The sequence below is a fragment of the Arthrobacter sp. NEB 688 genome (assembly GCF_013201035.1).
Taxonomy (GTDB): Bacteria; Actinomycetota; Actinomycetes; order Actinomycetales; family Dermatophilaceae; genus Phycicoccus.
Genome location: NZ_CP053707.1, coordinates 712,046 through 736,746, shown reverse-complemented (window position 1 = coordinate 736,746; position 24,701 = coordinate 712,046). Strand labels below are relative to the sequence as shown.

General features: G+C 75.0%; 22 protein-coding genes. 4 read left to right on the top strand and 18 right to left on the bottom strand.

The genetic code is table 11. The features are described 5' to 3' along the window. Nucleotides 1-6: 6 nt before the first annotated feature. The 8 genes from HL663_RS03575 to HL663_RS03540 form a co-directional block, all read right to left on the bottom strand. Nucleotides 7-975, bottom strand: coding sequence for an ABC transporter ATP-binding protein (locus HL663_RS03575; RefSeq protein WP_286175904.1), 969 nt, complete (start codon nt 973-975; stop codon nt 7-9). Between the two features lie 145 nt (nt 976-1,120). Next, on the bottom strand, nt 1,121-1,759 hold the full coding sequence (locus HL663_RS03570) for a response regulator (RefSeq protein WP_286175903.1): 639 nt from the start codon (nt 1,757-1,759) through the stop codon (nt 1,121-1,123). After that, the gene (locus tag HL663_RS03565) at nt 1,756-2,916 is read right to left on the bottom strand and encodes a sensor histidine kinase (protein ID WP_173027100.1); all 1,161 of its coding nucleotides are present in this window, start codon (nt 2,914-2,916) and stop codon (nt 1,756-1,758) included. Before HL663_RS03565 ends, HL663_RS03570 begins: the two co-directional genes overlap by 4 nt. Before the next feature lie 55 nt (nt 2,917-2,971). Next, a complete protein-coding gene (locus HL663_RS03560) occupies nt 2,972-3,667 on the bottom strand; it encodes a P-loop NTPase family protein (RefSeq protein WP_173027099.1) in 696 nt (231 codons plus the stop codon). Between the two features lie 204 nt (nt 3,668-3,871). Beyond that, nucleotides 3,872-6,505: a class III lanthionine synthetase LanKC N-terminal domain-containing protein gene (locus HL663_RS03555; protein WP_173027098.1), complete on the bottom strand. Its 2,634-nt coding sequence runs from the start codon at nt 6,503-6,505 to the stop codon at nt 3,872-3,874. Nucleotides 6,506-6,672: 167 nt separating this feature from the next. After that, nucleotides 6,673-7,446 (bottom strand): type I methionyl aminopeptidase, encoded by a 774-nt coding sequence (gene map, locus HL663_RS03550; RefSeq protein ID WP_173027097.1) that lies wholly within the window; start codon nt 7,444-7,446, stop codon nt 6,673-6,675. Nucleotides 7,447-7,559: 113 nt separating this feature from the next. Further along, nucleotides 7,560-8,921 (bottom strand): dicarboxylate/amino acid:cation symporter, encoded by a 1,362-nt coding sequence (locus tag HL663_RS03545; protein ID WP_173027096.1) that lies wholly within the window; start codon nt 8,919-8,921, stop codon nt 7,560-7,562. A 249-nt stretch (nt 8,922-9,170) separates the two neighbouring features. Further along, entirely contained in the window at nt 9,171-11,945 is a 2,775-nt protein-coding gene (locus HL663_RS03540) for a DEAD/DEAH box helicase (RefSeq protein WP_173027095.1), read from the bottom strand. A 79-nt stretch (nt 11,946-12,024) separates the two neighbouring features. Here HL663_RS03540 and HL663_RS03535 point away from each other — a divergent pair, with 79 nt between their 5' ends. Continuing rightward, nucleotides 12,025-12,429 carry a YybH family protein gene (locus HL663_RS03535; RefSeq protein ID WP_173027094.1) on the top strand — a complete coding sequence of 135 codons (405 nt, stop codon included), beginning with the start codon at nt 12,025-12,027 and terminating at the stop codon, nt 12,427-12,429. A gap of 28 nt (nt 12,430-12,457) precedes the next feature. On the opposite strand, the gene HL663_RS03530 is transcribed toward HL663_RS03535, so the two are convergent. Both HL663_RS03530 and HL663_RS03525 read right to left on the bottom strand, forming a co-directional pair. Beyond that, complete coding sequence (locus HL663_RS03530; protein WP_173027093.1) at nt 12,458-13,111, bottom strand: DUF2461 domain-containing protein; 654 nt, start codon at nt 13,109-13,111, stop codon at nt 12,458-12,460. Then, the gene (locus HL663_RS03525; RefSeq protein WP_173027092.1) at nt 13,108-13,530 is read right to left on the bottom strand and encodes a DUF1801 domain-containing protein; all 423 of its coding nucleotides are present in this window, start codon (nt 13,528-13,530) and stop codon (nt 13,108-13,110) included. Before HL663_RS03525 ends, HL663_RS03530 begins: the two co-directional genes overlap by 4 nt. Before the next feature lie 137 nt (nt 13,531-13,667). Between HL663_RS03525 and HL663_RS03520 the strand changes: the two genes are divergently transcribed. Continuing rightward, nucleotides 13,668-14,504 (top strand): Fpg/Nei family DNA glycosylase, encoded by an 837-nt coding sequence (locus tag HL663_RS03520; RefSeq protein ID WP_173027091.1) that lies wholly within the window; start codon nt 13,668-13,670, stop codon nt 14,502-14,504. Nucleotides 14,505-14,519: 15 nt separating this feature from the next. On the opposite strand, the gene HL663_RS03515 is transcribed toward HL663_RS03520, so the two are convergent. Beyond that, on the bottom strand, nt 14,520-16,172 hold the full coding sequence (locus HL663_RS03515; protein WP_173027090.1) for an ABC-F family ATP-binding cassette domain-containing protein: 1,653 nt from the start codon (nt 16,170-16,172) through the stop codon (nt 14,520-14,522). A gap of 206 nt (nt 16,173-16,378) precedes the next feature. On the opposite strand from HL663_RS03515, the gene HL663_RS03510 reads away from it, so the two are divergent. Continuing rightward, a complete protein-coding gene (locus HL663_RS03510) occupies nt 16,379-17,428 on the top strand; it encodes a zinc-binding dehydrogenase (protein WP_173027089.1) in 1,050 nt (349 codons plus the stop codon). Nucleotides 17,429-17,450: 22 nt separating this feature from the next. On the opposite strand, the gene HL663_RS03505 is transcribed toward HL663_RS03510, so the two are convergent. Both HL663_RS03505 and HL663_RS03500 read right to left on the bottom strand, forming a co-directional pair. Further along, entirely contained in the window at nt 17,451-18,005 is a 555-nt protein-coding gene (locus HL663_RS03505; RefSeq protein WP_173027088.1) for a YdeI/OmpD-associated family protein, read from the bottom strand. A 4-nt stretch (nt 18,006-18,009) separates the two neighbouring features. Further along, on the bottom strand, nt 18,010-19,170 hold the full coding sequence (locus HL663_RS03500) for a WD40/YVTN/BNR-like repeat-containing protein (RefSeq protein WP_286175900.1): 1,161 nt from the start codon (nt 19,168-19,170) through the stop codon (nt 18,010-18,012). 637 nt (nt 19,171-19,807) lie between these two features. Between HL663_RS03500 and HL663_RS03495 the strand changes: the two genes are divergently transcribed. Beyond that, on the top strand, nt 19,808-20,989 hold the full coding sequence (locus HL663_RS03495; protein WP_173027087.1) for an acyl-CoA dehydrogenase family protein: 1,182 nt from the start codon (nt 19,808-19,810) through the stop codon (nt 20,987-20,989). Nucleotides 20,990-21,115: 126 nt separating this feature from the next. On the opposite strand, the gene HL663_RS03490 is transcribed toward HL663_RS03495, so the two are convergent. The 5 genes from HL663_RS03490 to HL663_RS03470 all read right to left on the bottom strand — a co-directional run bounded on the left by HL663_RS03490 (nt 21,116) and on the right by HL663_RS03470 (nt 24,527). Further along, a complete protein-coding gene (locus HL663_RS03490; protein ID WP_173027086.1) occupies nt 21,116-21,976 on the bottom strand; it encodes an aldo/keto reductase in 861 nt (286 codons plus the stop codon). A gap of 113 nt (nt 21,977-22,089) precedes the next feature. Beyond that, nucleotides 22,090-22,908 carry a class II fructose-bisphosphate aldolase gene (locus HL663_RS03485; protein WP_173027085.1) on the bottom strand — a complete coding sequence of 273 codons (819 nt, stop codon included), beginning with the start codon at nt 22,906-22,908 and terminating at the stop codon, nt 22,090-22,092. Continuing rightward, nucleotides 22,905-23,783 (bottom strand): SIS domain-containing protein, encoded by an 879-nt coding sequence (locus tag HL663_RS03480; protein ID WP_173027084.1) that lies wholly within the window; start codon nt 23,781-23,783, stop codon nt 22,905-22,907. The genes HL663_RS03485 and HL663_RS03480 overlap by 4 nt, the downstream gene beginning before the upstream one ends. 226 nt (nt 23,784-24,009) lie before the next feature. Beyond that, on the bottom strand, nt 24,010-24,324 hold the full coding sequence (locus HL663_RS03475) for a hypothetical protein (RefSeq protein WP_173027083.1): 315 nt from the start codon (nt 24,322-24,324) through the stop codon (nt 24,010-24,012). Next, nucleotides 24,321-24,527, bottom strand: coding sequence for a hypervirulence associated TUDOR domain-containing protein (locus tag HL663_RS03470; RefSeq protein ID WP_173027082.1), 207 nt, complete (start codon nt 24,525-24,527; stop codon nt 24,321-24,323). The genes HL663_RS03475 and HL663_RS03470 overlap by 4 nt, the downstream gene beginning before the upstream one ends. Between the last annotated feature and the right edge of the window lie 174 nt (nt 24,528-24,701).

Below are 24,701 nucleotides of genomic sequence, written 5' to 3'. Positions count from 1 at the left end.
GTGCGGTCAGGCCGCGGCGTCGCGGAGCGAGCGCCCGGTGAGGGTGAGGAAGACGTCGTCGAGCGTCGGCCGGCGGACGTCGAGGCCGGCGACGGCCAGGCCGTGCCGGTCCAGCTCGCGCACGACGACGGCGAGGCCGCCGGACCCCGCGTGCAGCGGCCCGGTGAGGACGCCGTCGTCGGTCGGGGCGAAGGGGTCGCCGAGCACCGCGCGCAGGCAGAGGGCCGCCCGGCCGGCCTCGGTGGGGTCGGCGAGCCGCACGGTGAGGACGTCGCCGTCGAGGTCGGCCTTGAGGGCGTCGGAGGTGCCGTCGGCGACAACGCTGCCGTGGTCGACGACGACGAGCCGGTCGCTCAGGGCGTCGGCCTCGTCGAGGTAGTGGGTCGTCACGAGGACGGTCGTGCCGTGGGTCTCGCGCAGGTCGCGGATGTGGTCCCAGAGGTTGGCGCGCGACTGCGGGTCCAGGCCGGTCGTCGGCTCGTCGAGGACGACGAGCTCGGGCCGGTGGACCAGGGCCGTCGCGATCTCGAGGCGGCGGCGCTGGCCGCCGGAGAGGGAGCCGGTGGGCCGCTCCCAGAGGTCGCCGAGGTCGAGCCGGTCGAAGAGGTCGTGGGCCCGCTCGCGGGAGGTGCGTCGGGTCAGGCCGTAGAGCATCCCCCGGTCGGTGGCCTCGTCGCCGCAGCGGGCGCGGCGCGAGGTCGAGCCCCCCTGGGCGACGTACCCCAGCCGCCGGCGGACCTCGCGGGGGGCGGTCCGCACGTCGTGGCCGCAGACCTCGACGGTGCCGGAGGTCGGGCGCAGGAGCGTCGAGAGGATGCGCAGCGTCGTCGTCTTGCCGGCGCCGTTGGGCCCGAGCAGGCCGACGATCTCGCCGCGCTCGACGTCGAGGTCGATGCCCTGCACGGCGTCGACCGTGCGGCGGCGGCTGCCCCGACCGGTGTCGAACGACATCCGCAGGTCTCGGGTACGGATCACGGGGCTCCCCTTCGGCGGTCCGGGGGCCGGGTGCCCCGCGGGTCACCCCATCAACGCAGGCGGGCCGCGGCGGGCCAAGGGGCCGGGGGCCGGGCGGTGACGCGCTGCACCCGGCGGATGACCGATGTCAGCCACCCCGGAGGGGTCAGAGCCAGCCGCGGCGCTCGGCCTTGGCGAACGCCTCCGCGCGCGACTGCGCGTCCAGCTTGACCATCGCGTTGCTCAGGTAGTTGCGCACGGTCCCGCGCGAGAGGAACAGCCCACCGGCGATGTCCTCGGTGCTGCGGCCCTGCCCGACGAGCCGGAGGATGTCGATCTCGCGGTCGGTGAGGGGGCACGGGCCGCTGCGCAGCGCCTCGGCGGCGAGCTCGGGGTCGATGGCCGTCCCGCCCGCGGCGACGGTGCGGATGGCCTCGACGAGCCGGCTGCCGGTCGTCGACTTGAGGATGTAGCCGTTGGCGCCGGCGGCCAGGGCCTTGTGCATGTGGCCCGGGCCCTCGAGGGCGGTGAGCAGCAGCACCTTGCAGTCGGTGACCTGCGCGGCGGCCTCGATGCCGGTGGCGCCGGGCATGTCGACGTCGAGGACGGCGACGTCCGGGCGCAGCCGCTGGACGGCGGCCGCCACCTCGTCGCCGCGGCTGACCCGGCCGACGACCTCGAAGGAGGGCTCGGTGCCCAGCAGGGCCTCGAAGGCCTCGGCGACGAGGTCGACGTCCTCGGCGATGAGGATGCGCAGCCGGTCGGGGTCGACGACGGCGTCCGCGGAGGTGGAGGTGTCGGTCACGATCGGGCTCCCAGGGGTGTCGGCCGGTCGGCCGCGAGGTCGGAGGGGTCGGTGGGGTGGGCGGCGGGCATCCGGCAGATGGCGCGGAAGCGCCCGCCGGGCAGGTGCCCCGCCTCGAGCGAGCCGCCGAGGGCGCTCGCGCGCTCGGCGAGGTCCGCGAGGCCGGTGCCCCGGGCGCGCCCGGTGTCGGAGGCGCCGTCGTTGACGATGACGAGCACGCTGGCCGTCGCCTCCTCGCGCAGGCCGATCTCGACCCACGTGGGTCGGGAGTGCTTGAGGAGGTTGGTGACCGACTCGCGCAGCACCCGCGAGCCGAGGGTGTCGACGAGATCGCCGACGGTGCCGTCCGCGTCGACGTCGGTCGTGCAGCGGATGCCGAGGCGCTCGAAGATGTCCTGCGCGGACGCGAGCTCGTCCTCGAAGCCGACGACGGTCTCGCCGCGGGTCAGGCCGCGCAGCTGCGACTGCCCCTCGGTGACCATCCGGGCGACCTCCTCGAGCTGCTCGCCGCAGCGCTGCGGGTCGCGCTCGAGCAGGCGGATGGCGGTCTGGATGCGCAGGCCGACGGCGACGAGGCTGCGGCCGAGGATGTCGTGCAGGTCGCGCGAGATGCGGTGGCGCTCCTCGTCGACGCGCAGCCGGGCCACGGTCTCGCGGGCCCGGGCGAGCTCGCCGACGGTGACCGCGAGGCGGGTCAGCACGTAGAGCAGCAGCCCGATGGCGGCGGCGACGAGCGTGAGGAAGCCGGCGATGAACGGGTTGACGTCCTGGGTGAGCATGAAGCCCGCGATGAGCAGGACGTACCCCAGCCAGGTGGCGGCCAGGCGCCGCCCCTCGAGCAGGAGCATCGCGGTCCCGAGCACGAGCGAGGCGTTGAGCCACACCCCGGCGACGAACGACGCGGTCGCGGTGAGGACGACGAGCCACGGCATCCACGGCGGCACCGGGCGGTCGCGGACGGTCCGCAGCTGGACGACCGTGAAGAGCGCGGCCGCGACGAGGCCGGAGACGACCGCCGCGACGCGCTCGAGCGGCATCCGGGCGTCGTTGACCTGCGTGAGCATGGACAAGGTGCCCTGCACGACGATGACGATGACGACCGCCCACGACGCGACGAGGGCGATCCGGGCATCACTGCCCTGGTTCTTCACTGGCATCCCCGTGCAACTCCTGCCCTCCCGGCGACGCCAGCACCGTAACAGCCGCCCCGCCTCACGGCGCGCCGAGGAACGGGCCGAGCTCGACGACCGCGTCGACGAGCGGGTGCACCGCGGCCGGGAGGCGGTCGAGGTCCTCGACGAGCAGGACGGTGCGTCCGTCGACGTCGACGAGGTCGCGGACGGCGTCGAGGACGCGCCCCAGGTCGTCGGCGTCCAGCCGCGCGGCGGGGTGCTCGAGCGCGACGACGTCGGGCCCGTCGGCCAGGGCCAGGGCGACCCCGAGGAGCGTGCGCTCGGCGGGGTCGAGGCCCGCGACCGGCTGCTGCAGCACCGGGGTCAGCCCGAGCCGGGCGGCCGCCCGGGCGGCGCCGCGGCCGGCGCCCGCCAGGAGGTCGGCCGCGGTGGTGTCGGGCGCGGGGCCCGCGGGGTCCGGGTCGTGGGTGACGGCCAGCTGCCAGGACGTCGTGGCGACGTCGCGGCGGGAGGGGCCGTCGCCGGTCTCGACGGTCCCTCCCGACCGGGCGAGCTGCCCGGTGAGGCAGAGGACGACGGTGCGGCCGGCGCGGGCGGGGGTGAGGACCGTGACGGTCCCCGCCTCGACCTCGAACCGGGCACCGTGCAGGGTCGCCGCGGCCCGCTCGGGGGCTCCGGCGACGGCGAGGTCGCTCACCACGAGGGCGACGACCCGGGTGGCGGGGAGCTCCGGGCGGACCCGCTGACCCGTGCGGACGGGGGTCGACGTGTCCATGTTCGTGCTCAGCAGTAGACGATGGAGATGGTGCTGAACTGCCAGTCGGCGACGACACCCGTGGAGGTCTCGTCCTCGGTGGCCAGGGTCTGCATCTCGGTGACGCTCATGGTGTGTGGTCCTCTCCCAGTGGTGTGTCGGTGGGCTCTCCCTCCGACTGGCTCTACTCTTCCCGGATCGCCGGGAGCGCTGTAGTACCCGCCGTCAGTGGCTCGTCGTGACGGGTGTCATCCCCGGCGTGACCCGCGTGACGGACCGGTGGACCTCGGGCAGCCCCAGCACGTGCGTGACCGCCCGCGCGGTCCGGTCGACGTGCTCGTCGCCGACGAGAATGGCTCCGGCAGAACCGGATCCGAGGTCGGCCGAGCACCGGATGTTCTGGTCGCCGAGCAGCAGGTCCGCGTCCCCCGCGAGGGGGTGCTCGCGCCGCGAGGTGCCGGCGACGGGCACCGTGTACCAGCCGAGCCGCTCGCGGTGCAGCGTGACGGCCGGGTGGGCCGGGGCGACGACGGCGAGGGTGGCGAGCAGGCCGGCGCGGCCGTGGAGCAGGCCCGCCCCGGCGACCGAGCGCAGCTCGAGGGCGCGCACGACACCGGTGACGGCCTCGTCCGGCGTGACGGCGGCGGGGTCCGGTGCCGTGTCCGACACCGGGAGGCCTGCGTCGGGGCGCCCGCCGAGCGCGGCCGCCAGCAGCCCGAGGGCGGCCGAGCCCGTGCCCAGGTAGGGCATGACGCGGGTCCCGTCGCTCGCGAGCCACGCCCCCGCCCGCACGTGGACGGCCGCGCACTCGCGGCGCATCGCCCGGTGGGCCGCGGCCCGCAGCCGGGTCGTGACCCCGCCGCCGGCGTGGCCGTCGACGAGCTCGGCGACGCGCAGCAGGGCCAGGCCGACGCCGGCCCAGCCGTCGAGGAGCCCGGCCCGGACCCCGGGCGGGGGGACGTCGGCCTCGACGCGTTCGAGGGTGTCGGCGACGAGACCGAGGGCCGAGGCGACGAGCGCCGGCTCGTCGAGCAGGCCGGCCAGCTCGGCGTGGGCGAGGGCCCGGCCGGCGCTGCCCCGCGACCACCAGGGGCTCGCGCTCTCGCGGTCCGCCCACCGGTCGACGAGGGTCCGGGCGGCGTCGCGCTCGCCGATCCGGGCCAGGCAGAGGGCGATGCCCTCGGCGCCGTCGGCGAGCCCCGGGGCCAGCCACGGGGCGTCGAGGGAGCGCTGCACGAGCCATCCGCGCCAGGCGTCCGGGACGGGACGGCCGGTGGCCGCCAGCGTGGCGAGGACGCCCCCGGCGCCGTGGAGCAGGCCGAGCCCGCCCCCCGGGACGGAGAAGCCCGCCACGTCCGACGGCAGGAGCCGGTCGGGCCGGGCGGGGTCGGCGGCGACGTGGAGCCCGGCGACGAGGCGCTCGGGGCAGGGCGGCGTCGGCCGGCAGGGAGCGACGGGGACGGGCGGGACCCCGGGGTCGGCCACGGCCCCTCCTCCGTGGCCGACCCCGTCCGGTCCCGCGAGGTCGGCCTCGCCGACCCCGCTCAGCTCCGCCGCGAGCTCGGGGCGGCGGGCGGTCAGGGCGTACTGGGGGTTGACGAGCAGCGCGCCCATCCGCGCGAGGGCCGCGAGGTCGGCCGCGGGGGTCACGTCGTCCCCGGTGCTCGAGAGGGCGGTGGCGACGCCCTTGGCGACCGCGACGCCGTCGACGGCGGAGGACTCGAGGTCGACGAGGACGACCCGCCCGTCCCGCTCGATGACGTTGCCCGGGTGGACGTCACGGTGGGTGACGCCGTGCGCGTGGAGCACCGCCAGGGCCTCCCCGGTCCGGGTGACGACGGCGTCGACCCAGGTCCGGTAGGTGGCGGCGTCGGCGCCCGGCACCGCCGCGGGGTGGCCGGTCGCCATCCCGGAGGTGACGGTCGGGCCGGCGACGTGCTCCATGACGAGGAACTCGCTGTCACCGGCGACGTGGTGCGCGACGACCTCGGGCACCACGCCGGTGCCGGCGAGCCGCTCGAGCGCGCGCCGCTCGTGGCGCAGGCGGGTGACGGCGTCGCTGCCGGCGAGGTCGAAGCCGGTGTGGCGGCGGGCCTCCTTGAGGACGACCCGGCGGCCGTCCTCCCAGGTGGCGCTGTAGACGCCGCCGGCGTTCGAGCGGTGGACGACGCGCACGTCGGTGACCGGCAGGAGCGCCCCGCGGTCCCGTGCGGAGGCGGCGTCCCGCAGGGCCGCGACGAGCGCCGGCACGACGGCCGCCCCGCGGCAGCCGCTGTGCGGCGAGCGGTCGTCGGCAGCCGACCCGGTGCCGGTGTCGCCCACGCGCCCGATGCCCCAGCGCCCCTGCGCGTCGAGGTGCCGGACGCCGCGGAAGGCCCCGAAGCGCACCGAGACGGGGGCGCCGTCGACCGGGACGTCGCTGAGCACGCGGGCGCCGGGCTCGCCGGCGAGCAGCACCGTGAGGCGCGCGACGATGCGGGCCAGCGAGGTCTCGTCGACGGGGTAGACCGTGACGACCTTGCCCGCGCCGGCCGGCTCCGCGTACTTCGCCTGGGTCGCCGCGACGAGGCGGCGCGTGCGCAGGTGCTTGCACGTGAGGTCCTCGGCCAGCGCCTCGGCGACGACGAGCGGGACGACGTGCTCGGCGCGGGAGGGCACGCACGACACGTGCACCTTCCAGCCGGAGTCCGGCAGGAGGCAGGGCGTGCGGTAGACCCGCCACGGCCCCTGGTCGCTCACCTCGACGCGCTCCGGGACGACGGCCGGCCCGAGGACGTCGGCGGCGTCGGGCGACACCTGCCACACGTCGTCGTAGAAGTCGGGGTCGGCGTCGGCGTGGGCGAGGTGGCGTGGGTCCATCCGGGCTCCTGCGGCTCAGGGCGGAGGAACGCCGGCGGCTCCCCCAGGCCGTCGATCCTGTCGGCGACGCGCACGGACCGTCAGTGACAGGTGTCACCCGTCGGGATGACTCGTGTCATCTCCGGGGCCGTGGCGCCCGCCGTCCCGGCGCCGGGGAGGACCGTGGCTCAGGCCGCCGGCGGGAGGGTGAGGACGTCGACGCCGTCCTCGGTGACGACGACCGTGTGCTCGCTGTGCGCGGTGCGGCAGCCGGTGACGCTGCGCAGGGTCCAGCCGTCGGCGTCGGTGACGAGCCGGTCGGTGTCGGCCATGACCCACGGCTCGATGGCGAGCATCAGCCCGGGGCGCAGCGTGTAGCCGCGGCCCGGCCGGCCGCTGTTGGCGACGTGCGGGTCCTGGTGCATCGTCGAGCCGATGCCGTGCCCGCCGAACTGGGTGTTGACGGAGTGGCCGGCGCCCTCGAGCACCGACCCGATGGCGTGCGAGATGTCCCCGAGCCTCGCGCCCGGGCCGGCGACGGAGATCGCGGCGGCCAGCGCGCGCTCGGTGACGGCGATGAGCGCCTCGTCCTCCGGCGCCGGGGTGCCGACGACGAAGCTGACGGCCGCGTCGGCCGCGACCCCGCCGAGCACGACGGCGAGGTCGAGGGTCAGCAGGTCGCCGTCGGCGAGGGCACGGTCGTGCGGGAGGCCGTGGAGGACGGCGTCGTTGACCGAGGTGCAGATGTAGTGGCCGAAGGGCCCGCGACCGAACGAGGGCTCGTAGTCGACGTAGCAGGAGGTCGCCCCGGCGCCCTCGATCATCGCCTTCGTCCAGGCGTCGATCTCGAGGAGGTTGGTGCCGACGGTCGCCCGCTCGCGCATCGTCGCCAGGATCTCGCCGACGAGCGCGCCGGTGGCCCGTGCCCGCTCGACCTGGCGGGCGTCGAGGATCTCGATCATCGCGGGGTGCGCCTTTCCGTGGGGTGGGGTCCAGTCTCACAGGCCCGGACGCCGCGGTCGCCCGCACGCCCCGAGGGGGGTGCGGGCGACCGAGGGATGGGGGTGCGGGTGCGTCAGGCGGCGACGAGGGCCGGGTCGCCGACGGGGTCGCTCGCGCGGTCCCCGTCGTAGACGCTCTCGTCGAGGATGCCCTCGCGCTTGGCGACGATCGTCGGCACGAGCGCCTGCCCGGCGACGTTGGTCATCGTGCGCATCATGTCGAGCACCGGGTCGATGGCCAGCAGCAGGCCGACGCCCTCGAGGGGCAGGCCGAGCGTCGAGAGGGTGAGGGTGAGCATGACGACCGCACCGGTCAGGCCCGCGGTGGCCGCCGATCCGACGACCGAGACGAACGCGATGAGCAGGTAGTCGGTGAGCGACAGGTCCACCCCGAAGAACTGCGCGACGAAGATCGCGGCGAGGGCCGGGTAGATCGCGGCGCAGCCGTCCATCTTCGTCGTCGCGCCGAGCGGCACGGCGAACGAGGCGTACTCGCGCGGCACCCCGAGGTTGCGGGTGGTCACGTACTGCGTGACGGGCATGGTGCCGACCGACGAGCGCGAGACGAACGCCAGCTGCAGGGCGGGCCAGGCGCCGGAGAAGAACTTGCGCGGCGAGAGGCCGTGCAGGCGCAGGACGACCGGGTAGACGACGAGCAGGACGATGGCGCAGCCGACGTAGACGTCGATCGTGAAGACGGCGAGCGGCGCGAGGAGGTCCCAGCCGTAGGAGGCGACGGCGTTGCCGATGAGGCCGAGCGTGCCGAGCGGCGAGAGGCGGATGATCCACCACAGGACGGTCTGGACGACGGCGAGGAAGCTCTCGGAGAAGGCGACGAACGGCTCGGCCTTCTGGCCGGTCTTGAGGACGGCGACGCCGATGAGCAGGGCGACGACGACGATCTGGAGGACGTTGAACCCGAGGTTGACCGAGCCGTCGTCCCCCGTGCTGCCCTCGAGGCCGAGGATGTTCGACGGGACGATGCCCTGGAGGAAGTCGGTCCACGACCCGGTGGTGCCGGGCGCCGCGGCGGCCGAGCGGTCGACGCTCGTGCGCAGGCCGGGGTCGGTCAGGAGGCCGATGGTGATGCCGATGCCGACCGCGACGGCGGCGGTGATCGCGAACCAGAGCAGCGTCTGGCCGGCGAGGCGGGCGGCGTTGGTCACCTCGCGCAGCCGGGCGACGCTGACGACGATCGCGAGGAAGACCAGCGGCACGACGATCGTGCGCAGCAGGCTGACGAAGCTGCTGCCGATGACGTCGAGGGTGGTCGCGAGGCCGTCGACCGACCAGGTCCGGGCGACCCAGCCGAGCAGCGCACCGACCACGAGGCCGGCGATGATCTGCGCCCAGAACGGGAAGCGGGGCCGGCGGTGCGCGCGGGCCGGTGGGGCGTCGTCCGGGTGGCGGGCGTCGGTGGCGGTCGAGGAAGCCACGGGGTTCCTTCCGAGGGATGGTCTGCAGGGAGGTGGCGCGTCGTGGCGCCGGGGGTGCTGCTCGCGCGGTGGTGCTCGCAGGGCGGTGGTCGCACCCGAGGGGCGTCAACAGCGCCCCGGCGCGAGGGATTCCCCCGTCCGGCGTGTCGTCGAGGGTCGGGGCCCCGGCCCCTTCCGCGAACGTGTGTGAACACGCCGGTGATCCCCGGCGAGTTCACACACGTTCGCGCTGCGGGAGGGGGCGGCAGGTCAGGTGAGGGGCGCGAGGGCGGTGACGACGAGCACCGGCTCGCCGGCCTCGTCGGTCGCGGCGAGGTCGAGCTCGGCGGTGATGCGCCAGTCGTGGTCGCCGTCCTCGTCGTCGAGCACCTGCTCGACGACCCAGGTCCCCTCGCCCTCCTCGACCCGGAACAGCCCCGGGCCGCGGGCGGCGGGGCCGGTCGAGAGCTCGCCGTACTCGGCGAGGTACTCCGCCGCGGCGTCCCGCCACTGCTCGGCGGTCAGGCCGCCGTCGAGCGCGGCGAGCGCCTCGTAACGCCGCAGGGACAGCAGCTCGACACGTCGGAACATGCTCTGGCGCACCATGACCCGCAGGGCGCGTGGGTTGTCGGACAGCGCCCGGCCCTCCGTCGAGGGTCGGACCTCGGCGCCGGGCTCCTCGCCGTCGGGGTGCGCGAGGGACTCCCACTCGTCGAGGAGGCTGGAGTCGGTGTGGCGCACGACCTCGCCGAGCCACTCGACGAGGTCGTCGAGCTCCTCGGTGCGCGCGGAGTGCGGCACCGTCGAGCGCAGCGCCCGGTACGCGTCGGTGAGGTAGCGCAGGACGATGCCCTCGGCGCGCGCCAGCTTGTGGTGGGCCACGAACTCCCCGAACGACATCGCGCGCTCGAACATCTCGCGGACGACGGACTTCGGCGAGAGGTCGCGCGGGTCGACCCACGGGTGGCTCTGCCGGTACGTGCGCAGCGACAGCTCGAGCATCTCGGCGAGCGGCTTGGGCCACGTGACGTCCTCGAGGGCCTCCATCCGCTCCTCGTACTCCAGGCCGTCGGCCTTCATCGCGGCGACGGCCTCGCCGCGCGCCTCGAACTGCTGGGCCTGGAGCACCTGGCGCGGGTCGTCGAGGGTGGCCTCGATGACGCTGACGACGTCGAGGGCGTAGCCGGGCGCCGCGGGGTCGAGGAGCTCGAGCGCGGCGAGGGCGAAGGCCGACAGGGGCTGGTTGAGCGCGAAGCCGTCGTGGAGGTCGAGCGCCACCTGGAACGGGCCCTCGTCGTACCGGCGGCCCTCGCGGCGCAGGAAGCGCTCGAGCGGTGTCACCTCGCGCGGCTCGTCGGCCGCGGTCTCCTGCGGCGCGGTCGGTGCGGCGGCCTCGGACGCGGCCGGCGCCAGGCCCGCGGCGGCCAGGGCCTCGCCGAGCGCGCCCATCCCGCCGGCGTCGAGCGGCTGCGGGGCGGGCTCCGGCTCGGGTTCGGGCACCGGTTCGGCTGTGGCAGAGGCGGCCTCGGGCTCGGGCGGCAGCCACGTGTCGACGTGCGAGCCGTCGTCCGGCTCGACGACCCCGGCGCGCACGAGCGAGCCGAGCACCTGCACCGCGCGCTCGACGAGCCGCTCGCGCCGCTCCTCGCTCTCGTGGTTGTCGAGGACGAGGGTGTGCAGCGCGTCCTGCTGGCCCTCCCACTGGTCGAGGACGTTGAGGACCATCGCGTGCGTGACCCGCATCTTCGGCTGGAGCGGCTCGGGCGCCGCGGTCACGAGCTTGTCGAACGTGGCCTCGCTCCACGTCAGCACGCCCTCCGGCGCCTTCTTGCGGACGATGCGGCGCTCCTTCTTCGGGTCGCCGCCGGCCTTCGCGAGGGCCTTGCTGTTCTCGATGACGTGCTCGGGCGCCTGGACGACGACGTAGCCGACGGTGTCGAAGCCGGCCCGCCCCGCGCGGCCCGCGATCTGGTGGAACTCGCGCGCCCGCAGCACCCGCTGCTTGCGGCCGTCGTACTTGCTGAGCGACGTCAGCAGCACCGTGCGGATGGGCACGTTGATGCCGACGCCGAGCGTGTCGGTGCCGCAGATGACCGCCAGCAGGCCGCCCTGCGCGAGGGTCTCGACCAGGCGCCGGTACTTCGGGAGCATCCCCGCGTGGTGGACCCCGATGCCGTGCAGGACGAGCCGGCGCAGCGTCTGCCCGAAGCCCTTCCCGAACCGGAAGCCGCCGACGGCCTCCTTGAGCGCGGCCTTGCGCTCCGACGAGACGACGTCGACCGAGGCGAGGGCCTGCGCCTGCTCGACCGCGCCGGCCTGGGTGAACGAGACGACGTAGACCGGCGCCTTGTCGTCGCGCAGGAGCAGCGCGAGCGCGTCGTGCACGGGCATCAGCGACCACTCGTACTCGAGCGGCACCGGCCGCTGGACGCCGGTGACGGTGACGACCTCGCGCCGGGTGCGGCGCTGCAGGTCGCGCTCGAGCTCGGTGGTGTCGCCGAGCGTCGCGGACATGAGGAGCATCTGGGTGTCGGGCAGGAGGAGCAGCGGCACCTGCCAGGCCCAGCCGCGGTCCGGCTCGCCGTAGAAGTGGAACTCGTCCATGACGACGAGGCCGACGTCGGAGGCGTCGCGCTCGCGCAGGGCGTGGTTGGCGAGGACCTCGGCCGTCGCGCAGATGATCGGGGCGCCGGGGTTGACCGCCGCGTCGCCGGTGAGCATCCCGACGTTCTCGGCGCCGAAGGTCTCGACGAGGGCGAAGAACTTCTCGGAGACCAGGGCCTTGATGGGGGCGGTGTACCAGGAGCGGCGGCCGGTGGCCAGGGCCAGGGCGTGGGCCGCGACCGCGACGAGCGACTTGCCCGATCCGGTGGGCGTCGCGAGGACGACGTGCGCGTCCTGGGCGAGTGCGAGGACGGCCTCCTCCTGCGCCGGGTAGAGCGCGAAGCCGCGCTCGCCGGACCACTCGACGAAGCGGTCGAGCGCGGCGTCGGCGCCGAGGTCGCGCAGCGGGCCGTCGGCGGAGAGGCGGTCGGTGAGCGTCATCGCCGACGATCCTCCCACCTCCGACGGGGGTTCTCGTCGGCGCCCGCGGCTACCGTGACGCAGGACGAACGGAGCACCGATGACCGACGAGATCTTCTCCGCGTACCTCGGCCGCCGCAAGACGGCCTCGGACGCCTTCGTGGCCGGCGACGTCGGCCCGCTGCTCGCGGTCTCGACCGGCTGCGACCCCGCGACGATCCTCGGCCCGGGCGGCACCGTCGTCACCGGCGCCGAGGCCGTCAACGCGGCCAACGCCGACGGCGCGGCGCGGATGGCCGGGTCCGAGCGCAACGACCTCGAGACGCTGCACTCCGGCGAGGAGGGCGAGATCGCCTGGTGGGTGGGGGTCCAGCGTTCCGTCGTGTCGGTGGCGGGGCAGGAGGGGGCGGTGCCGATGGACCTGCGCGTCACCGAGCTCTACCGGCGCGAGGACGGCTCCTGGAAGCTCTTCCACCGGCACGCCGACCGCCTGCAGGAGTCCTGAGCCCGCAGGGACGGCGCTCCCGGATGCCTCAGCGCCGGCGCTCGACCTGCGAGGCGCCGACGTGCTCGGTCATCCACTCGACGACCGGCCGGACCGCCCGCCAGTCGGCGCGGACGTGCTCGAGCACCGCGTCGGTCGTCAGCCAGTCCGGGGCGCCGTGGGGGCGGGAGAGCACGAGGTGCTTGTGCCGCATGAGGTCCAGGCGCGGATGGTCCGCGGGGACGCCGCGCGGCCGTGTCGCGACGGCCTCGCCGCCGGTCTCCCACCCCTGCGCGACGAGCCGGTCGACGAGCGCCTGCAGCGCCTGCCCGGTGGGTGGGGCGTCGACGGCGGCGCGGTAGCGGGCGGTCTGGTCCGGGCCGGTCGGGTAGAAGCCACCGCCGGTCAGGAGGCCGGCCGCCGACACCTGGACGTACCACCCGATGCCCGGCACGGTGGCCGCCAGCGCGCCCTGGTGGTCCTTGTACGGGGACTTGTCGCGGCTGAAGCGCACGTCGCGGTTCGGGCGGTAGAGGTGCGCCGGCCCGAACTCGTCGGTCAGCGCCTCGGTGAGCCACTCCATCGGCTCGCGCACCGACTCCTCCCAGCGCGCCCGGTGCGCCTGCCACCACGGGCGGCTGTTCTCGACGGCGAGCTCCTCGAAGAAGTCGAGCGCGTCGAGCGGGATGCCGTCGCCGCTCACGAGGACGGGCCGTCGCCGCCGCCCGCCCAGGCGCGGACGACGAGCTGACGCAGCACCTCCGTGTCGACGGCCTCGAGCCGCTTGACGTACAAGCACCCGCTGCCGGTGCTGTGCGGTCCGAGCCGCGCGAGGAGGTCGGCCGGCGACCCGTCGGACGTCAGCCCGTAGAGCACGAGGGCGGCCCGGCGCGGTGCGAGGCCGACGGCGAACCAGTCGCGCTCGGTGCCGTCGGCGGTCCGGTAGGGGCGGTGCCCCAGGCCGACGATCGAGGGTCCCCACATCCGGGGGACGGCGCCCGTCGCGTCGACCAGCAGCGCGAGCGCCGCCTCGGCGTCGCGACGCCGGCGCTCGTCGGGGACCGACGCGAGGAACGCGTCGACGTCCCCGCCGTCGTCGGTCGTGCGGCGGTCGGTGACCACGGCTCCTCCGTTCCTCGGGGTGTCGACGGCGGGGATGTCCGGGCCGCGCCGTCGGCTGTCGCGTTGTCGCGCTGTCGCGCTGTCGAGCCTAGGGACCGCCGGCCCCGCTGTCGCCCCCTCCCGGCGAGGATGGACGGATGCCCGAAGGCCACACGATCCACGCGCTCGCCGGGCGGGTGCAGGACGCCTTCGCCGGCACGCCGGTCCGGTTCTCCTCGCCGCAGGGACGCTTCGCCGAGTCCGCCGCTGCCCTCGACGGGGCCTGCGTCGAGTCGGCCGAGGCGCACGGCAAGCACCTGGCGATCCACGTCGAGGGCGAGCAGGTCGTGCACGTGCACCTCGGGCTGTTCGGGCGCTTCGGGGTGCGCCAGCACCGGCGGGTCGACCGCGGCGAGCCGCCGACCGACCTCCCGGTGGCGGGCCAGGTCCGGATGCGGATGGTCAACCGCACCCACGTCGGGGACCTGCGCGGCCCGATCGTCTGCGAGCTCGTGACGCCGGCGGAGTGGCGCGAGGTGCGGTCCGGTCTCGGCGCGGACCCGTTGCGCGACAGCCGTCTCCCGGATGCGGTGCTCGACCGGCTCGGTCGCACCCGGAGGGCGATCGGTGCCGTCATCATGGACCAGTCGCTCGTGGCGGGCGTCGGCAACGTCTACCGCGCCGAGCTGCTGCACCGCCACGAGCTCGACCCCCACACGCCGGCCCGCGACGTGCCGACCGGCGTCGTCACGGCGATCTGGGACGACCTCGTCCGGCTCATGCCGCTGGGCGTGCGGGCCGGCCGGATCCTCGTGTCCGACGGCGACGTCGAGCGCGCCGAGGCCCTCATCGCGAAGGGAGGCGTCGGGCGCGTCCGGCCGCACTACGCCGTCTACCGCCGGCACGGGAAGCCCTGCCCGCGCTGCGGCGAGACGGTCGTCAAGGAGACGATGGCCGGGCGCAACCTCTTCCGGTGCCCCGGCTGCCAAAGCTGAGGTCGTCCTGGACCGTCAGCCGACGTGCGTGACGGTGACCCGGCCGTCCTCGACGTGCCAGCGCTGGTCGAGCCGGACGGTGTCGAGCAGCCGCCGGTCGTGCGTGACGAGCAGCAGCGCCCCGTCGTAGGCCTCCAGCGCCTCCTCGAGCTGCTCGATCGCCGGCAGGTCGAGGTGGTTGGTCGGCTCGTCGAGCACGAGGACGTTGACTCCGCGCGCCTGGAGCAGCGCCATCGCCGCCCGGGTGCGCTCGCCGGGGGACAGCTTGCCGACGATGCTCGCCACCTGGTCGGCGCGCAGCCCGAACTTCGCGAGCAGGGTCCGGACCTCGGCCTGGGTCATCTCGGGGACGGCCGCCTCGAAGGCGTCACCAAGCCGCCGGTCCTCGGCGAGGCCGGTGCGCGCCTGGTCGATGCCGCCGAGGGCCACCGACGCCCCGAGGCTCGCGCGGCCGGAGTCCGGCGCGAGGCGGCCGGTCAGCAGCCCGAGCAGCGTCGTCTTGCCGGCGCCGTTCGGGCCCGTGACGCCGATCCGCTCGCGCGCGGCCACCTGCACCGAGACCGGGCCGAGCTCGAAGTCCCCCAGCCGGATCGCGGCGTCGTCGAGGGTGGAGACGACCGAGCTCGACCGGGGCGCGCTCGCGATGCCGAACTGCAGGCGCCACTCCTTGCGGGGCTCCTCGACCTCGTCGAGCCGGGCGATGCGCGACTCCATCTGGCGGACCTTGCGGGCCTGCTTCTCGGCGGAGTCGGCCTGCGCCTTGCGGCGGATCTTGTCGTTGTCGGGGCTCTTGCGCATCGCGTTGCGGACGCCCTGCGAGCTCCACTCGCGCTGCGTGCGGGCGCGGCCCTCGAGGTCGGCCTTCGTCGCGGCGAACTCGTCGTAGGCCTCACGGGCGTGCCGGCGGGCGACCGCCCGCTCCTCGAGGTAGGCGTCGTAGCCGCCGTCGTAGACCGCCACGGCGTTCTGGGCGAGGTCGAGCTCGACGACGCGGGTCACGACGCGCGAGAGGAACTCGCGGTCGTGCGAGACGAGGACGACGCCCGCGCGCAGGCCGCCGACGAAGTCCTCGAGGCGCTGCAGCCCGGCGAGGTCCAGGTCGTTCGTCGGCTCGTCGAGGAGGACGACGTCGAAGCGGATGAGCAGCAGGGCGGCCAGCGCGGCGCGGGCGGCCTGCCCGCCGGAGAGGGCGGTCATCGGGGTGTCGGTCGGCAGCTCGAGCCCGAGGTCGGCGAGCACCGGGGCGAGTCGCTCCTCGAGGTCCGGGGCGCCGGTCGCCTGCCAGTGGTCGAGGGCGCGGGCGAACGCGTCACCGGCGGACGCGGGCGCGTCGTCGGCCGCCATCGCCGCGGCCGTCTCCTCCATCGCCGTCGTGGCCGCGGCCGCACCGGTGCGGCGGGCCACGTACCCCGCGACGCTCTCGCCGGGGACGCGCTCGTGCTCCTGGGGGAGCCAGCCGACGAACGCGTCGGCGGGGGCGGTGTGCACCGAGCCGGCCAGCGGCTCGAGGTCCCCCGCGAGGATGCGCAGGAGCGTCGACTTGCCGGCGCCGTTCGCCCCGACGACCCCGACGACGTCCCCCGGCGCGACGCTCAGGTCGAGGGACTCGAAGAGGGTCCGGTGCGCGTACCCGCCGGCGAGGCCCTTGGCCACGAGGTCCGCGCTCATGCGCCGATCGTAGGGCGGCGGGGCGGCCCGGCCGACCGCGCGGGTCGGCCGTCGCCCCGTCCTCGCGCCCGTCGCCCGTCCCCCGGCCGCTCTCCTCCGCGCGACCTGCGCTCCTGCGCGTGCGGTCGCACCCGGACCCGCGCAGGTCGCGCGGAGAAGGGGACCCCGGCTCCCCACGACCGGGTCCGAGGGTGTGCACTGGAGGGATGCGAGCCATCCACCTCTTCGGAGCCGGCGACGTCCGCGTCGTCGACGCACCCGACCCCGCCCTGCGCCGCCCCACCGACGCGGTCGTCCGTGTCCTGCGCTCCTGCATCTGCGGCAGCGACCTGCACCCCTTCCACAACGCGGAGCGCGACGAGGCCGGCCACCCCATCGGCCACGAGTTCGTCGGCGTCGTCGAGGAGGCCGGGGCCGAGGTCTCGACCGTCCGGCCCGGCGACTTCGTCATCGCCCCCTTCGTCGTCTCCTGCGGCACCTGCGAGTTCTGCCGCGCCGGCCTGCAGACCTCGTGCGTCCGCGGCGGCTGGTGGGGCGACACCGAGGGCAGTGGCGCGTCCGGCGGCCAGGGCGAGGCCGTTCTCGTGCCCTTCGCCGACGGCACCCTCGTGCCGGTCCCGGGCATCACCGGCGACACCGACGAGCGGATGCTCGCCTCGCTGCTGACGCTGAGCGACGTCTACGGCACCGGATGGCACGCCGCGCTGACCGGCAATGTGTCGCAGGGCAGCTCGGTCACGGTCATCGGCGACGGCGCGGTGGGGCTCCTGGCCGTCCTCGCGGCCCGGCAGCAGGGCGCCGAGCGCATCGTGCTCATGGGTCGGCACGCGTCCCGCACCGACCTCGGGCGCGACTTCGGCGCCACCGACGTCGTCGCCGACCGGGGCGAGGAGGGCATCGAGGCGGTGCGTGACCTCACCGACGGCGGCAGCCACGTCGTCCTGGAGTGCGTCGGGATGATGCCCGCCTACGAGCAGGCGCTCGGCGTCGTCCGCCCCGGCGGCACCATCAGCCGCGTCGGCGTGCCGCAGTACACCGAGGGGCCGGTCGGTCGGGTCCTGTTCAGCCGCAACGTGACCCTGACCGGTGGCGTCGCGCCGACGCGGGCCTACATCGAGCAGCTCCTGCCCGGTGTCCTCGACGGCACGGTCGAGCCCGGCCGGGTCTTCGACACGGCGATGTCCCTCGAGGACGGCCCCGCCGGCTACGCCGCCATGGACGAGCGGCGCGCGCTCAAGGTGATGCTCCGCCCCTGACCGTCGCGGGCCGGCGTCCGCGTCAGGAGGGCTCCGGCAGCCTGCCGCTGCGCGCGACGTCCGGGTCGGTGCACGACGAGAGGTCGAAGCAGCACGGCCGACGCTTGCCGTGGTCGATCTTGTCGATGCTCACGCCGACCCGCTTGGCGCGCGTCTCGGCGCTGCGGGTGGCGCCGACCCAGCGCACCCACTCCCAGCGGGCCATCGGCGTGATGTCCTCCCACACGTCGCGGATGTGCTGCGGCGCCTCGTCGAGCGCGCCGGCGAGGTCGGCGGGCACCTCGGGCTCGGGCCACTCCTCGGCGACGGCGAGCTCGAGCGCGACCGGCGCGTCGCCGGCGTCGGCGGCCCCGGCGGGCAGCCGGACCCAGTGGCCGCGCCGCCCGTCGGGCTCGACGACCGTCTCGAACGGGGCGCCGTCGAGCGTGCCCGTCACGGCGACCTGACCGCGCGAGGGCAGTGCCCGGCTGGCGTCCTCCGGCAGCCGCACGAGCCGGGTGCCGCCCACCGTCTCGGGGGTGCCCGTGAAGCGGACCGTCGTGCCGGTGCTCGTGGTCCTGCTCGTGCTCGTCGTCATGGGGTCATCCTCGCGGCTCCAGGACCTCCACGGCCAGCACCGTCGGCAGGTGCCGCGCCACCTCGGCCCAGCTGTCGCCCTCGTCGCGGCTGGCGAACACCGAGCCGCTGTTGGTCCCGAAGTACACGCCGGCGGGCTCCTGCCGGTCGCCGCTCATCGCCTGGCGCAGCACCGTGAAGAAGCACGACTCCTGCGGCAGGCCGTCACGGCGGGCCTCCCACGAGCGGCCGCCGTCGCGCGAACGCCACACGGCCGCCGCGGCATCCGGCGGGAAGCGACCCTCCATGTCGCCGTTGAGCGGCAGCGTCCACACGGTGTCGACGTCGCGCGGGTGCGCCCAGAGGGGGAAGCCGAACGTCGACGGCAGGCCCTCGGTCGCGGCGCGCCAGGTGGCACCGTCGTCGTCGGAGCGCCACACGCCGTAGTGGTTCTGCTGGTAGAGCACGCCGTCGTCGGCCGCGTGCTCGAGGTGGTGGACGCAGAGGCCGACCTGTCCGTCCGAGGGCCCGGCCGGGTGGTCCGCGGGCTCGTCGTGGGCGACGTCGGCGAGGTCGTTGCGGCGCTCCCACGTCACGCCGCCGTCGGTCGTCGCGAAGACGCCGGCCGACGAGATGCCGACCCACATCCGCTCGGGGTCACGGGGGTCGGCGACGATCGAGTGCAGGACCAGGCCCGCGCCGCCGGGGTTCCAGTCGGGGCGCGAGGGGTGGTCGCTCAGGCCCTTGACCTCGTACCAGGTGCGGCCGTCGTCGTCGCTGGCGAGCAGGACGGCGGGCTTGGTGCCGGCGTACAGGCGCTCGCCGACGCGGGCGAGCGACCAGACCTGCGAGAACCCGTCGCCGAAGGGCGCCGGCTCCTCGGTCCATCCGATCATCTCGGCGAAGCCCGGGTCGTTCGCGGCCCAGGCGTCCATCTGGCCGGTCGTCAGCTTGGCGAGCTCCCAGGTGTGGCCGGCGTCGTCGGAGCGCCAGACCCCGGCTCCGGACCAGTCGCCGCCGCCGCCGGCCCACATCGTGCCGGTCGCCGGGTCGCCGACGACGTGGTTGATCGGCCAGCCGTCGCAGTAGGGGCCGCGGACGCTCCAGCCGACGCGGTCGGCGTCGCCGTCGAGGACGAAGGCGCCCTTGCTCGTCCCCACGAGGAGGTGGATGGGTGCGTCAGGCACGGTCGGCTCCTTCTGCCGGGATCCCGCCCCGGGGGGTGGTGGGGCGGCGCCGTCCAGTGTCCCGAGGACGCGGGAGGGCGGCAAGGGTGGCGGCCGGGCGGCCTCGGTGAGCGCTCATGGACGGTCCGACCGGCGCCGGGGCCGGAACTCATCGGTCCGCCGCGCGATAAACCCGCACGTGCGGGCTTTTCGTGGTCGGGCGGAGGTTCGGACAGCGGTAACCCCGCACGTGCGGGCTTTCCGCGGTCGGGCGGAGGTTCGGACAGCGATAACCCCGCACGTGCGGGCTTTTCGCGGTTGGGCGCCGGTCCGGACAGCGATAACCCCGCACGTGCGGGCTTTCCGCGGTCGGGCGCTGGTTCGGAGCGGCGGATCCCGATATCCCGGCACGTGCGGGCTTGTCGTGGTCGGGGGGAGGTTCGGACAGCGATAACCCGGCACGTGCGGGCTTTCCGCGGTCCGGGGGCGGTCCGGTCAGCGATAACCCCGCACGTGCGGGCTTTCCGTGGGCCAGAGCGGGCACCGGCTCGGATGGCCCGGGCGCTCGGAGCCGATCGCGCGCCCGGCCGGGTGATGATCGGGGGGTGCCCCGGGCCACCGACGTCCCGGGGCACGCCGAGCGACGGGAGCGCACCGCATGGACCTGGACCTGACCGACGACGAGCGTGACATCCGGCAGTGGGTGCGGACCTTCGTCGAGAAGGAGGTGATGCCGCTCGAGCAGGACGTCCTCGCCCGCGAGCGGCGGCACGAGCGCGGCCTGCCCGCCGAGGAGCTCGCCCGCCTCCAGGCGACGGCGCGGGAGTCCGGCTTCTTCGGCGTCCTCACGCCCGAGGAGCACGGCGGGATGGGCCTGTCGGCGGTGATGGCCGCCCTCGTCGAGGTCGAGCTCGGTCGCTCGTTCGTGCCGTTCCGGTTCGCCGGCGACGCCGACAACATCCTCTTCCACGCCTCGCCCGAGCAGCAGGAGGCCTACCTGCGCCCGACGATCGAGGGCACGCGGCACAGCTGCTTCGCCATCACCGAGCCGGGCGCCGGCTCGGACGCGCGCGCCATCCGGACCAGGGCCGAGCGCGACGGGGACGACTGGGTCATCACCGGTGAGAAGACGTTCATCACCGGCGGGCACGAGGCCGACTTCGTCATGGTCTTCGCGGTGACCGACGCCGAGGCCCACCGCGAGGGGCGCACCGGCGAGTCGGTCACCTGCTTCCTCGTCGACCGCGAGCGCGGATGGACCTCGCACCCCATCGACACGATGGGCGAGTGGGGCCCGGCGGCGCTGACGTTCGACGGGGTGCGCGTGCCGTCGTCCGCGGTGCTCGGCGAGGTCGGCAAGGGCTTCGCGCTCGCGATGCAGTGGATCGGCAAGGGTCGCTACCTGCTGCCGGCGCGCGCCCTCGGCGGGTGCGAGCGGATGGTCGAGATGGGGATGGAGTGGGCGCGCAACCGCGTGACCTTCGGGCAGCCGATCGCCGAGCGGCAGGCCATCCAGTGGATGATCGCCGACTCCGCGCTGGAGATCGAGGCGCTGCGCTGGCTCGTCCTGTCGGCGGCATGGCAGGTGGATGCCGGGCGCGACAGCCGTCAGGCGCAGTCGATGGCCAAGCTCTTCGGCGGGGTGCGCGCCAACGAGATCGTCGACCGGATGCTCCAGGTCCACGGCGGCATGGGCTACACCCGCGAGCTGCCGCTCGAGCGCTGGTACCGCGAGCTGCGGCTGCTGCGCATCTACGAGGGCACCGACGAGATCCAGCGCCGCACCATCGCCCGCAACCTCCTCAAGGGTCACGCGAGCGTCCGCGGCCACCTCGGCTGACGCCGCGTCCCACCCGCACCACGCGTATCGGGTCACCCGATACGACCGCGCCTCACCCCGGAACCGTTCCGGGGTGAGGCGCAGGCTTCTCGGGTCACCCGATACGCGTGGGGTTCGCGAGGGGGGTCAGGCGGCGGAGAGGCGCTCCACCTCGTCGGGGGTCAGCCGCAGGTCGGCGGCCTTGACCGAGTCGGTGATGGACTCCGGCCGCGACGCCCCCGGGATCGGGAGGACGACGTCGGCCAGGGCGAGCTCCCACGCCAGCGCCACCTGGTGCGGCGAGACGCCGTGCGCCTGCGCGACCTCGGCGAACGCGCCGTGGTCGTCGCCGAGCCCGGACGCCTTCTTGATGCCGCCGAGCGGGCTCCACGGCAGGAACGCGATGCCGAGCTCGGCGCAGTGCCGCAGCTCGTCCAGCGAGGAGCGGAACGCCGGCGAGAACTGGTTCTGCACCGACACCAGGCGCCCGCCGAGCACCTCGTTCGCCTCGTCGATCTGGGCGACGGTCGCGTTGGAGATGCCGGCCATCCGGATGACGCCCTCGTCGAGGAGGTCGCGCAGCGCGCCGACGGACTCGGCGTAGGGGACCTCCGGGTCGGGGCGGTGGAACTGGTAGAGCCCGATCGCGTCGACGCCGAGGCGCTGCGCCGAGGCCTTCGCGGCCTGCTTGAGGTACTCGGGGCGGCCGTCCTGCGTCCACGAGCCGTCGCCGGGGCGCAGGTGCCCGCCCTTGGTCGCGACGAGGATGCTCGAGGCGTCGCCGCCCCACGAGCCCAGCGCCTTCGCGATGAGCGACTCGTTGTGGCCGACCTCGGTCGCGTCGCGGTGGTAGGCGTCCGCGGTGTCGACGAGGGTCACGCCGGCGTCGAGCGCCGCGTGGATGGTGCGCACCGAGCGCTCCTCGTCGGGGCGTCCCTCGATCGACATCGGCATGCCGCCGAGGCCGATCGCACCGACCTGCAGGTCTCCGAGCGTGCGCTGCTCCATGTCACCAGCTCCTTCGGTTCGGGGTGGGTGCGCACCGGTCGGGCGCGCACCACGTCACCCTTGGGCCAAGGAAGCGGCCGCGCTCGATGTTCCCGGCCGTCGAACCCGGGCTCTCAGCCGTGGAGCAGCCGCAGCAGGCGCGCCACCTCGGCGGCCAGCGCTTCCCGCCCAGGGCCGACGTACGTCCGCGGGTCGACGACGCGGGGGTCGGTGGCGAGCACGTCGCGGACGGCGGCGGTGAACAGGGCGTTGAGGTGGGTCGAGATGTTGACCTTCGTCATCCCGGCGCGCACGACGGCCGCGAGGCCCGCGTCGTCGAGGCCCGACGAGCCGTGGAGCACGAGGGGGACCGGCACCGCCGCGGCGATGCGCGCGACGAGGTCGGTGTCGACGGCGGCGTCGCGGGTCGTCATCGCGTGCGAGGTGCCGACGGCGACGGCGAGCGAGTCGACGCCGGTGGCCTCGACGAACGCCGCGGCCTCGCCCGGGTCGGTGCGGACGCCCGGGGCGTGGACGCCGTCCTTGCCGCCGACCTCGCCGAGCTCGGCCTCGACCCGCACGCCGGCGGCGTGGCAGTGCTCGACGACGGCGCGCGTCGTGGCGACGTTGTCCGCCCACGGGAGCCTCGACCCGTCGAACATCACGCTGTCGACGCCGAGCGCGACGGCCTCGTGGACGAGGTCGACGTCCTCGGCGTGGTCGAGGTGCACGACGACGGGGACGGACGCGTGCCGGGCGAGCGAGAGGGAGGCGAGGGTCACCGGCTCGAGCGCTCCGTGGAAGGTCGCGGTGTTCTGGCTGACCTGGAGGACGACCGGCAGCCCCGCCTCCTCGGCGCCGCGGACGATGCCCTCGGCGTGCTCGAGCAGGACGACGTTGAACGCGCCGATGCCGTGCCCGCCGGAGCGGGCGTGCGCGACGGCGTCGGTCATCCGAGGACGACCGAGCGGGTCAGCGAGCGAGGATGGTCGGGGTCGAGCCCGCGCCGCTCGGCGAGGGCGACCGCGAACCGCTGGGCCACGACGAGCGCGGCCATCGGGTCGAGGTCGTGGTGCACGAACCGGGCTCCGGTGGAGGCGACCTCGTCGGCCAGGCCCGTCGGTACGTCACCGAACGCCCAGACGAGGCGCCCGGGCTGCGCGATGGAGACCGGGCCGTGGCGGTAGTCCATCGCCGGGTAGGCCTCGGCCCAGAACTGCGCGGCCTCGCGGGTCTTCAGGGCGGCCTCGGAGGCGAGGCCGACGGTCCAGCCGCGGCCGAGGAAGGTGCACTGGTCGACGTCGAGCAGGTCGTCGACGTCGAGGTCGAGGGCCGCCCGGCAGTGCTCGACGGCAGGCGCGAGGTCCTCGCCGAGGTGCGCGCGCAGCAGCGCGAGGGCGCTCGTCGCGAACCGGGTCTGGACGACCGACTCCTCGTCGGCGAAGGCCATCCCGACGACCTGGTCGGCGGCCGCGGCCGCCGGGGAGTCCTCGACGGCGGTGACCAGGGTGGCCGGGGTGCCCTCGAGGGCGGTGAGCAGGTCGACCACCTCGGTCGTCGTGCCGGAGCGCGAGATGGCCAGGACGCGGTCGTAGCGGCGCCCGGTGGGGAACTCGCTGCCCGCGAAGGCGTCGGTCTCGCCGTGGCCGCCCTGCTCGCGCAGCGCCGCGTAGGCCATCGCGACGAACCAGCTCGTGCCGCAGCCGACGACCGCGACGCGCTCGCCCTCGCGGGGGAGCCGGTGGGCGACGGTGCCGGCCAGCGTCGCGGCCTCGAGCCAGCAGTCGGGCTGGGAGGCGATCTCGGTGGCGACGTGCGTGGTGGGCATGCGGGTCCCTTCGGCCGGGCGGCGGACGAGCGGATGTGCGCGAACGCCCGCCCATTCGATCAGAACCGCTCACGCGAGGGCAAGCCGACGCCGACGCGACACCGATCGCCCCCCTGGATGGCGTGGCCCCCGGTCGCGCACAGGGCGACTGACTGCCCATCCACCACCTCAGGAGGTCCGGGTCGGGCCCCGGGAGGTGGCGGATGGGCAGGAAGTCGGCGACGGGTCAGCCGCCGTTGCTCTTCCGGTTGGCCCAGCGCTCGCCGGCGTCTCCGCCCCAGGCGTCCCAGGCGACCCGGCCGGGGCTGGGGTAGCCCTCCGAACCGCGCCGGAAGCCCTTCGCGTCCTTGTCGACGCCGTGGCGCGAGAAGTAGTCGCGCATCCGCTTCAGGACGTCGGCGCTCACGTCCTCGCCGTCGGCGAGCTGGTGGGCGCGCTTGCGGCCGGTGTCGGTGAAGCCCTTCCCGGCCTTGCCGTCCTCGATCCACCGGACCGCACGAGCGGCGGCCCGCTGGACGTCCCGCGGGGGGACCGGGCTCACGAGTGCTTCTTCAGGGCCGACTCCTTGTGCGCCGCGGTGGCGCCGGTCTTGTCGGACTCGACGATGTAGTACGGGTCGTCGTCGGTCGGCTTGAACTTCTGCCCGTCGTGCTGGAAGTCGGAGGTCTTCTTCTCCTTGACCTTCCCGTGGGTCGTGCCCTGGGAGGTCCCCCAGGACACCTTGTCGCCGGTGCTGTAGGCCATGTCGGTCCCGTCCGCTCGTGTGCCGTCAGTGCTGTCGGTCTCCCGACCGTAGTCACCTCCACCGACAGGCGGACCGGGGCTGACCTGCTGCTTCGCACCTTCGACAGACGGTGTGCGAGAGGCCGCGCCAGTCACCCGCTCGATGCGCGCGCGGCGCGTCGCACGGCGTTCGCC

Bases quoted from the DNA above. Each gene is read 5' to 3' on its own strand.
- HL663_RS03480 (WP_173027084.1), bottom strand. From the start codon at position 23,783: ATGCCCACCACGCACGTCGCCACCGAGATCGCCTCCCAGCCCGACTGC.
- HL663_RS03555 (WP_173027098.1), bottom strand. From the start codon at position 6,505: ATGGACCCACGCCACCTCGCCCACGCCGACGCCGACCCCGACTTCTAC.
- HL663_RS03560 (WP_173027099.1), bottom strand. From the start codon at position 3,667: ATGGACACGTCGACCCCCGTCCGCACGGGTCAGCGGGTCCGCCCGGAG.
- HL663_RS03490 (WP_173027086.1), bottom strand. From the start codon at position 21,976: ATGGAGCAGCGCACGCTCGGAGACCTGCAGGTCGGTGCGATCGGCCTC.
- map (WP_173027097.1), bottom strand. From the start codon at position 7,446: ATGATCGAGATCCTCGACGCCCGCCAGGTCGAGCGGGCACGGGCCACC.
- HL663_RS03520 (WP_173027091.1), top strand. From the start codon at position 13,668: ATGCCCGAAGGCCACACGATCCACGCGCTCGCCGGGCGGGTGCAGGAC.
- HL663_RS03535 (WP_173027094.1), top strand. From the start codon at position 12,025: ATGACCGACGAGATCTTCTCCGCGTACCTCGGCCGCCGCAAGACGGCC.
- HL663_RS03470 (WP_173027082.1), bottom strand. From the start codon at position 24,527: ATGGCCTACAGCACCGGCGACAAGGTGTCCTGGGGGACCTCCCAGGGC.
- HL663_RS03505 (WP_173027088.1), bottom strand. From the start codon at position 18,005: ATGACGACGAGCACGAGCAGGACCACGAGCACCGGCACGACGGTCCGC.
- HL663_RS03540 (WP_173027095.1), bottom strand. From the start codon at position 11,945: ATGACGCTCACCGACCGCCTCTCCGCCGACGGCCCGCTGCGCGACCTC.
- HL663_RS03515 (WP_173027090.1), bottom strand. From the start codon at position 16,172: ATGAGCGCGGACCTCGTGGCCAAGGGCCTCGCCGGCGGGTACGCGCAC.
- HL663_RS03495 (WP_173027087.1), top strand. From the start codon at position 19,808: ATGGACCTGGACCTGACCGACGACGAGCGTGACATCCGGCAGTGGGTG.
- HL663_RS03565 (WP_173027100.1), bottom strand. From the start codon at position 2,916: ATGCCAGTGAAGAACCAGGGCAGTGATGCCCGGATCGCCCTCGTCGCG.
- HL663_RS03510 (WP_173027089.1), top strand. From the start codon at position 16,379: ATGCGAGCCATCCACCTCTTCGGAGCCGGCGACGTCCGCGTCGTCGAC.
- HL663_RS03485 (WP_173027085.1), bottom strand. From the start codon at position 22,908: ATGACCGACGCCGTCGCGCACGCCCGCTCCGGCGGGCACGGCATCGGC.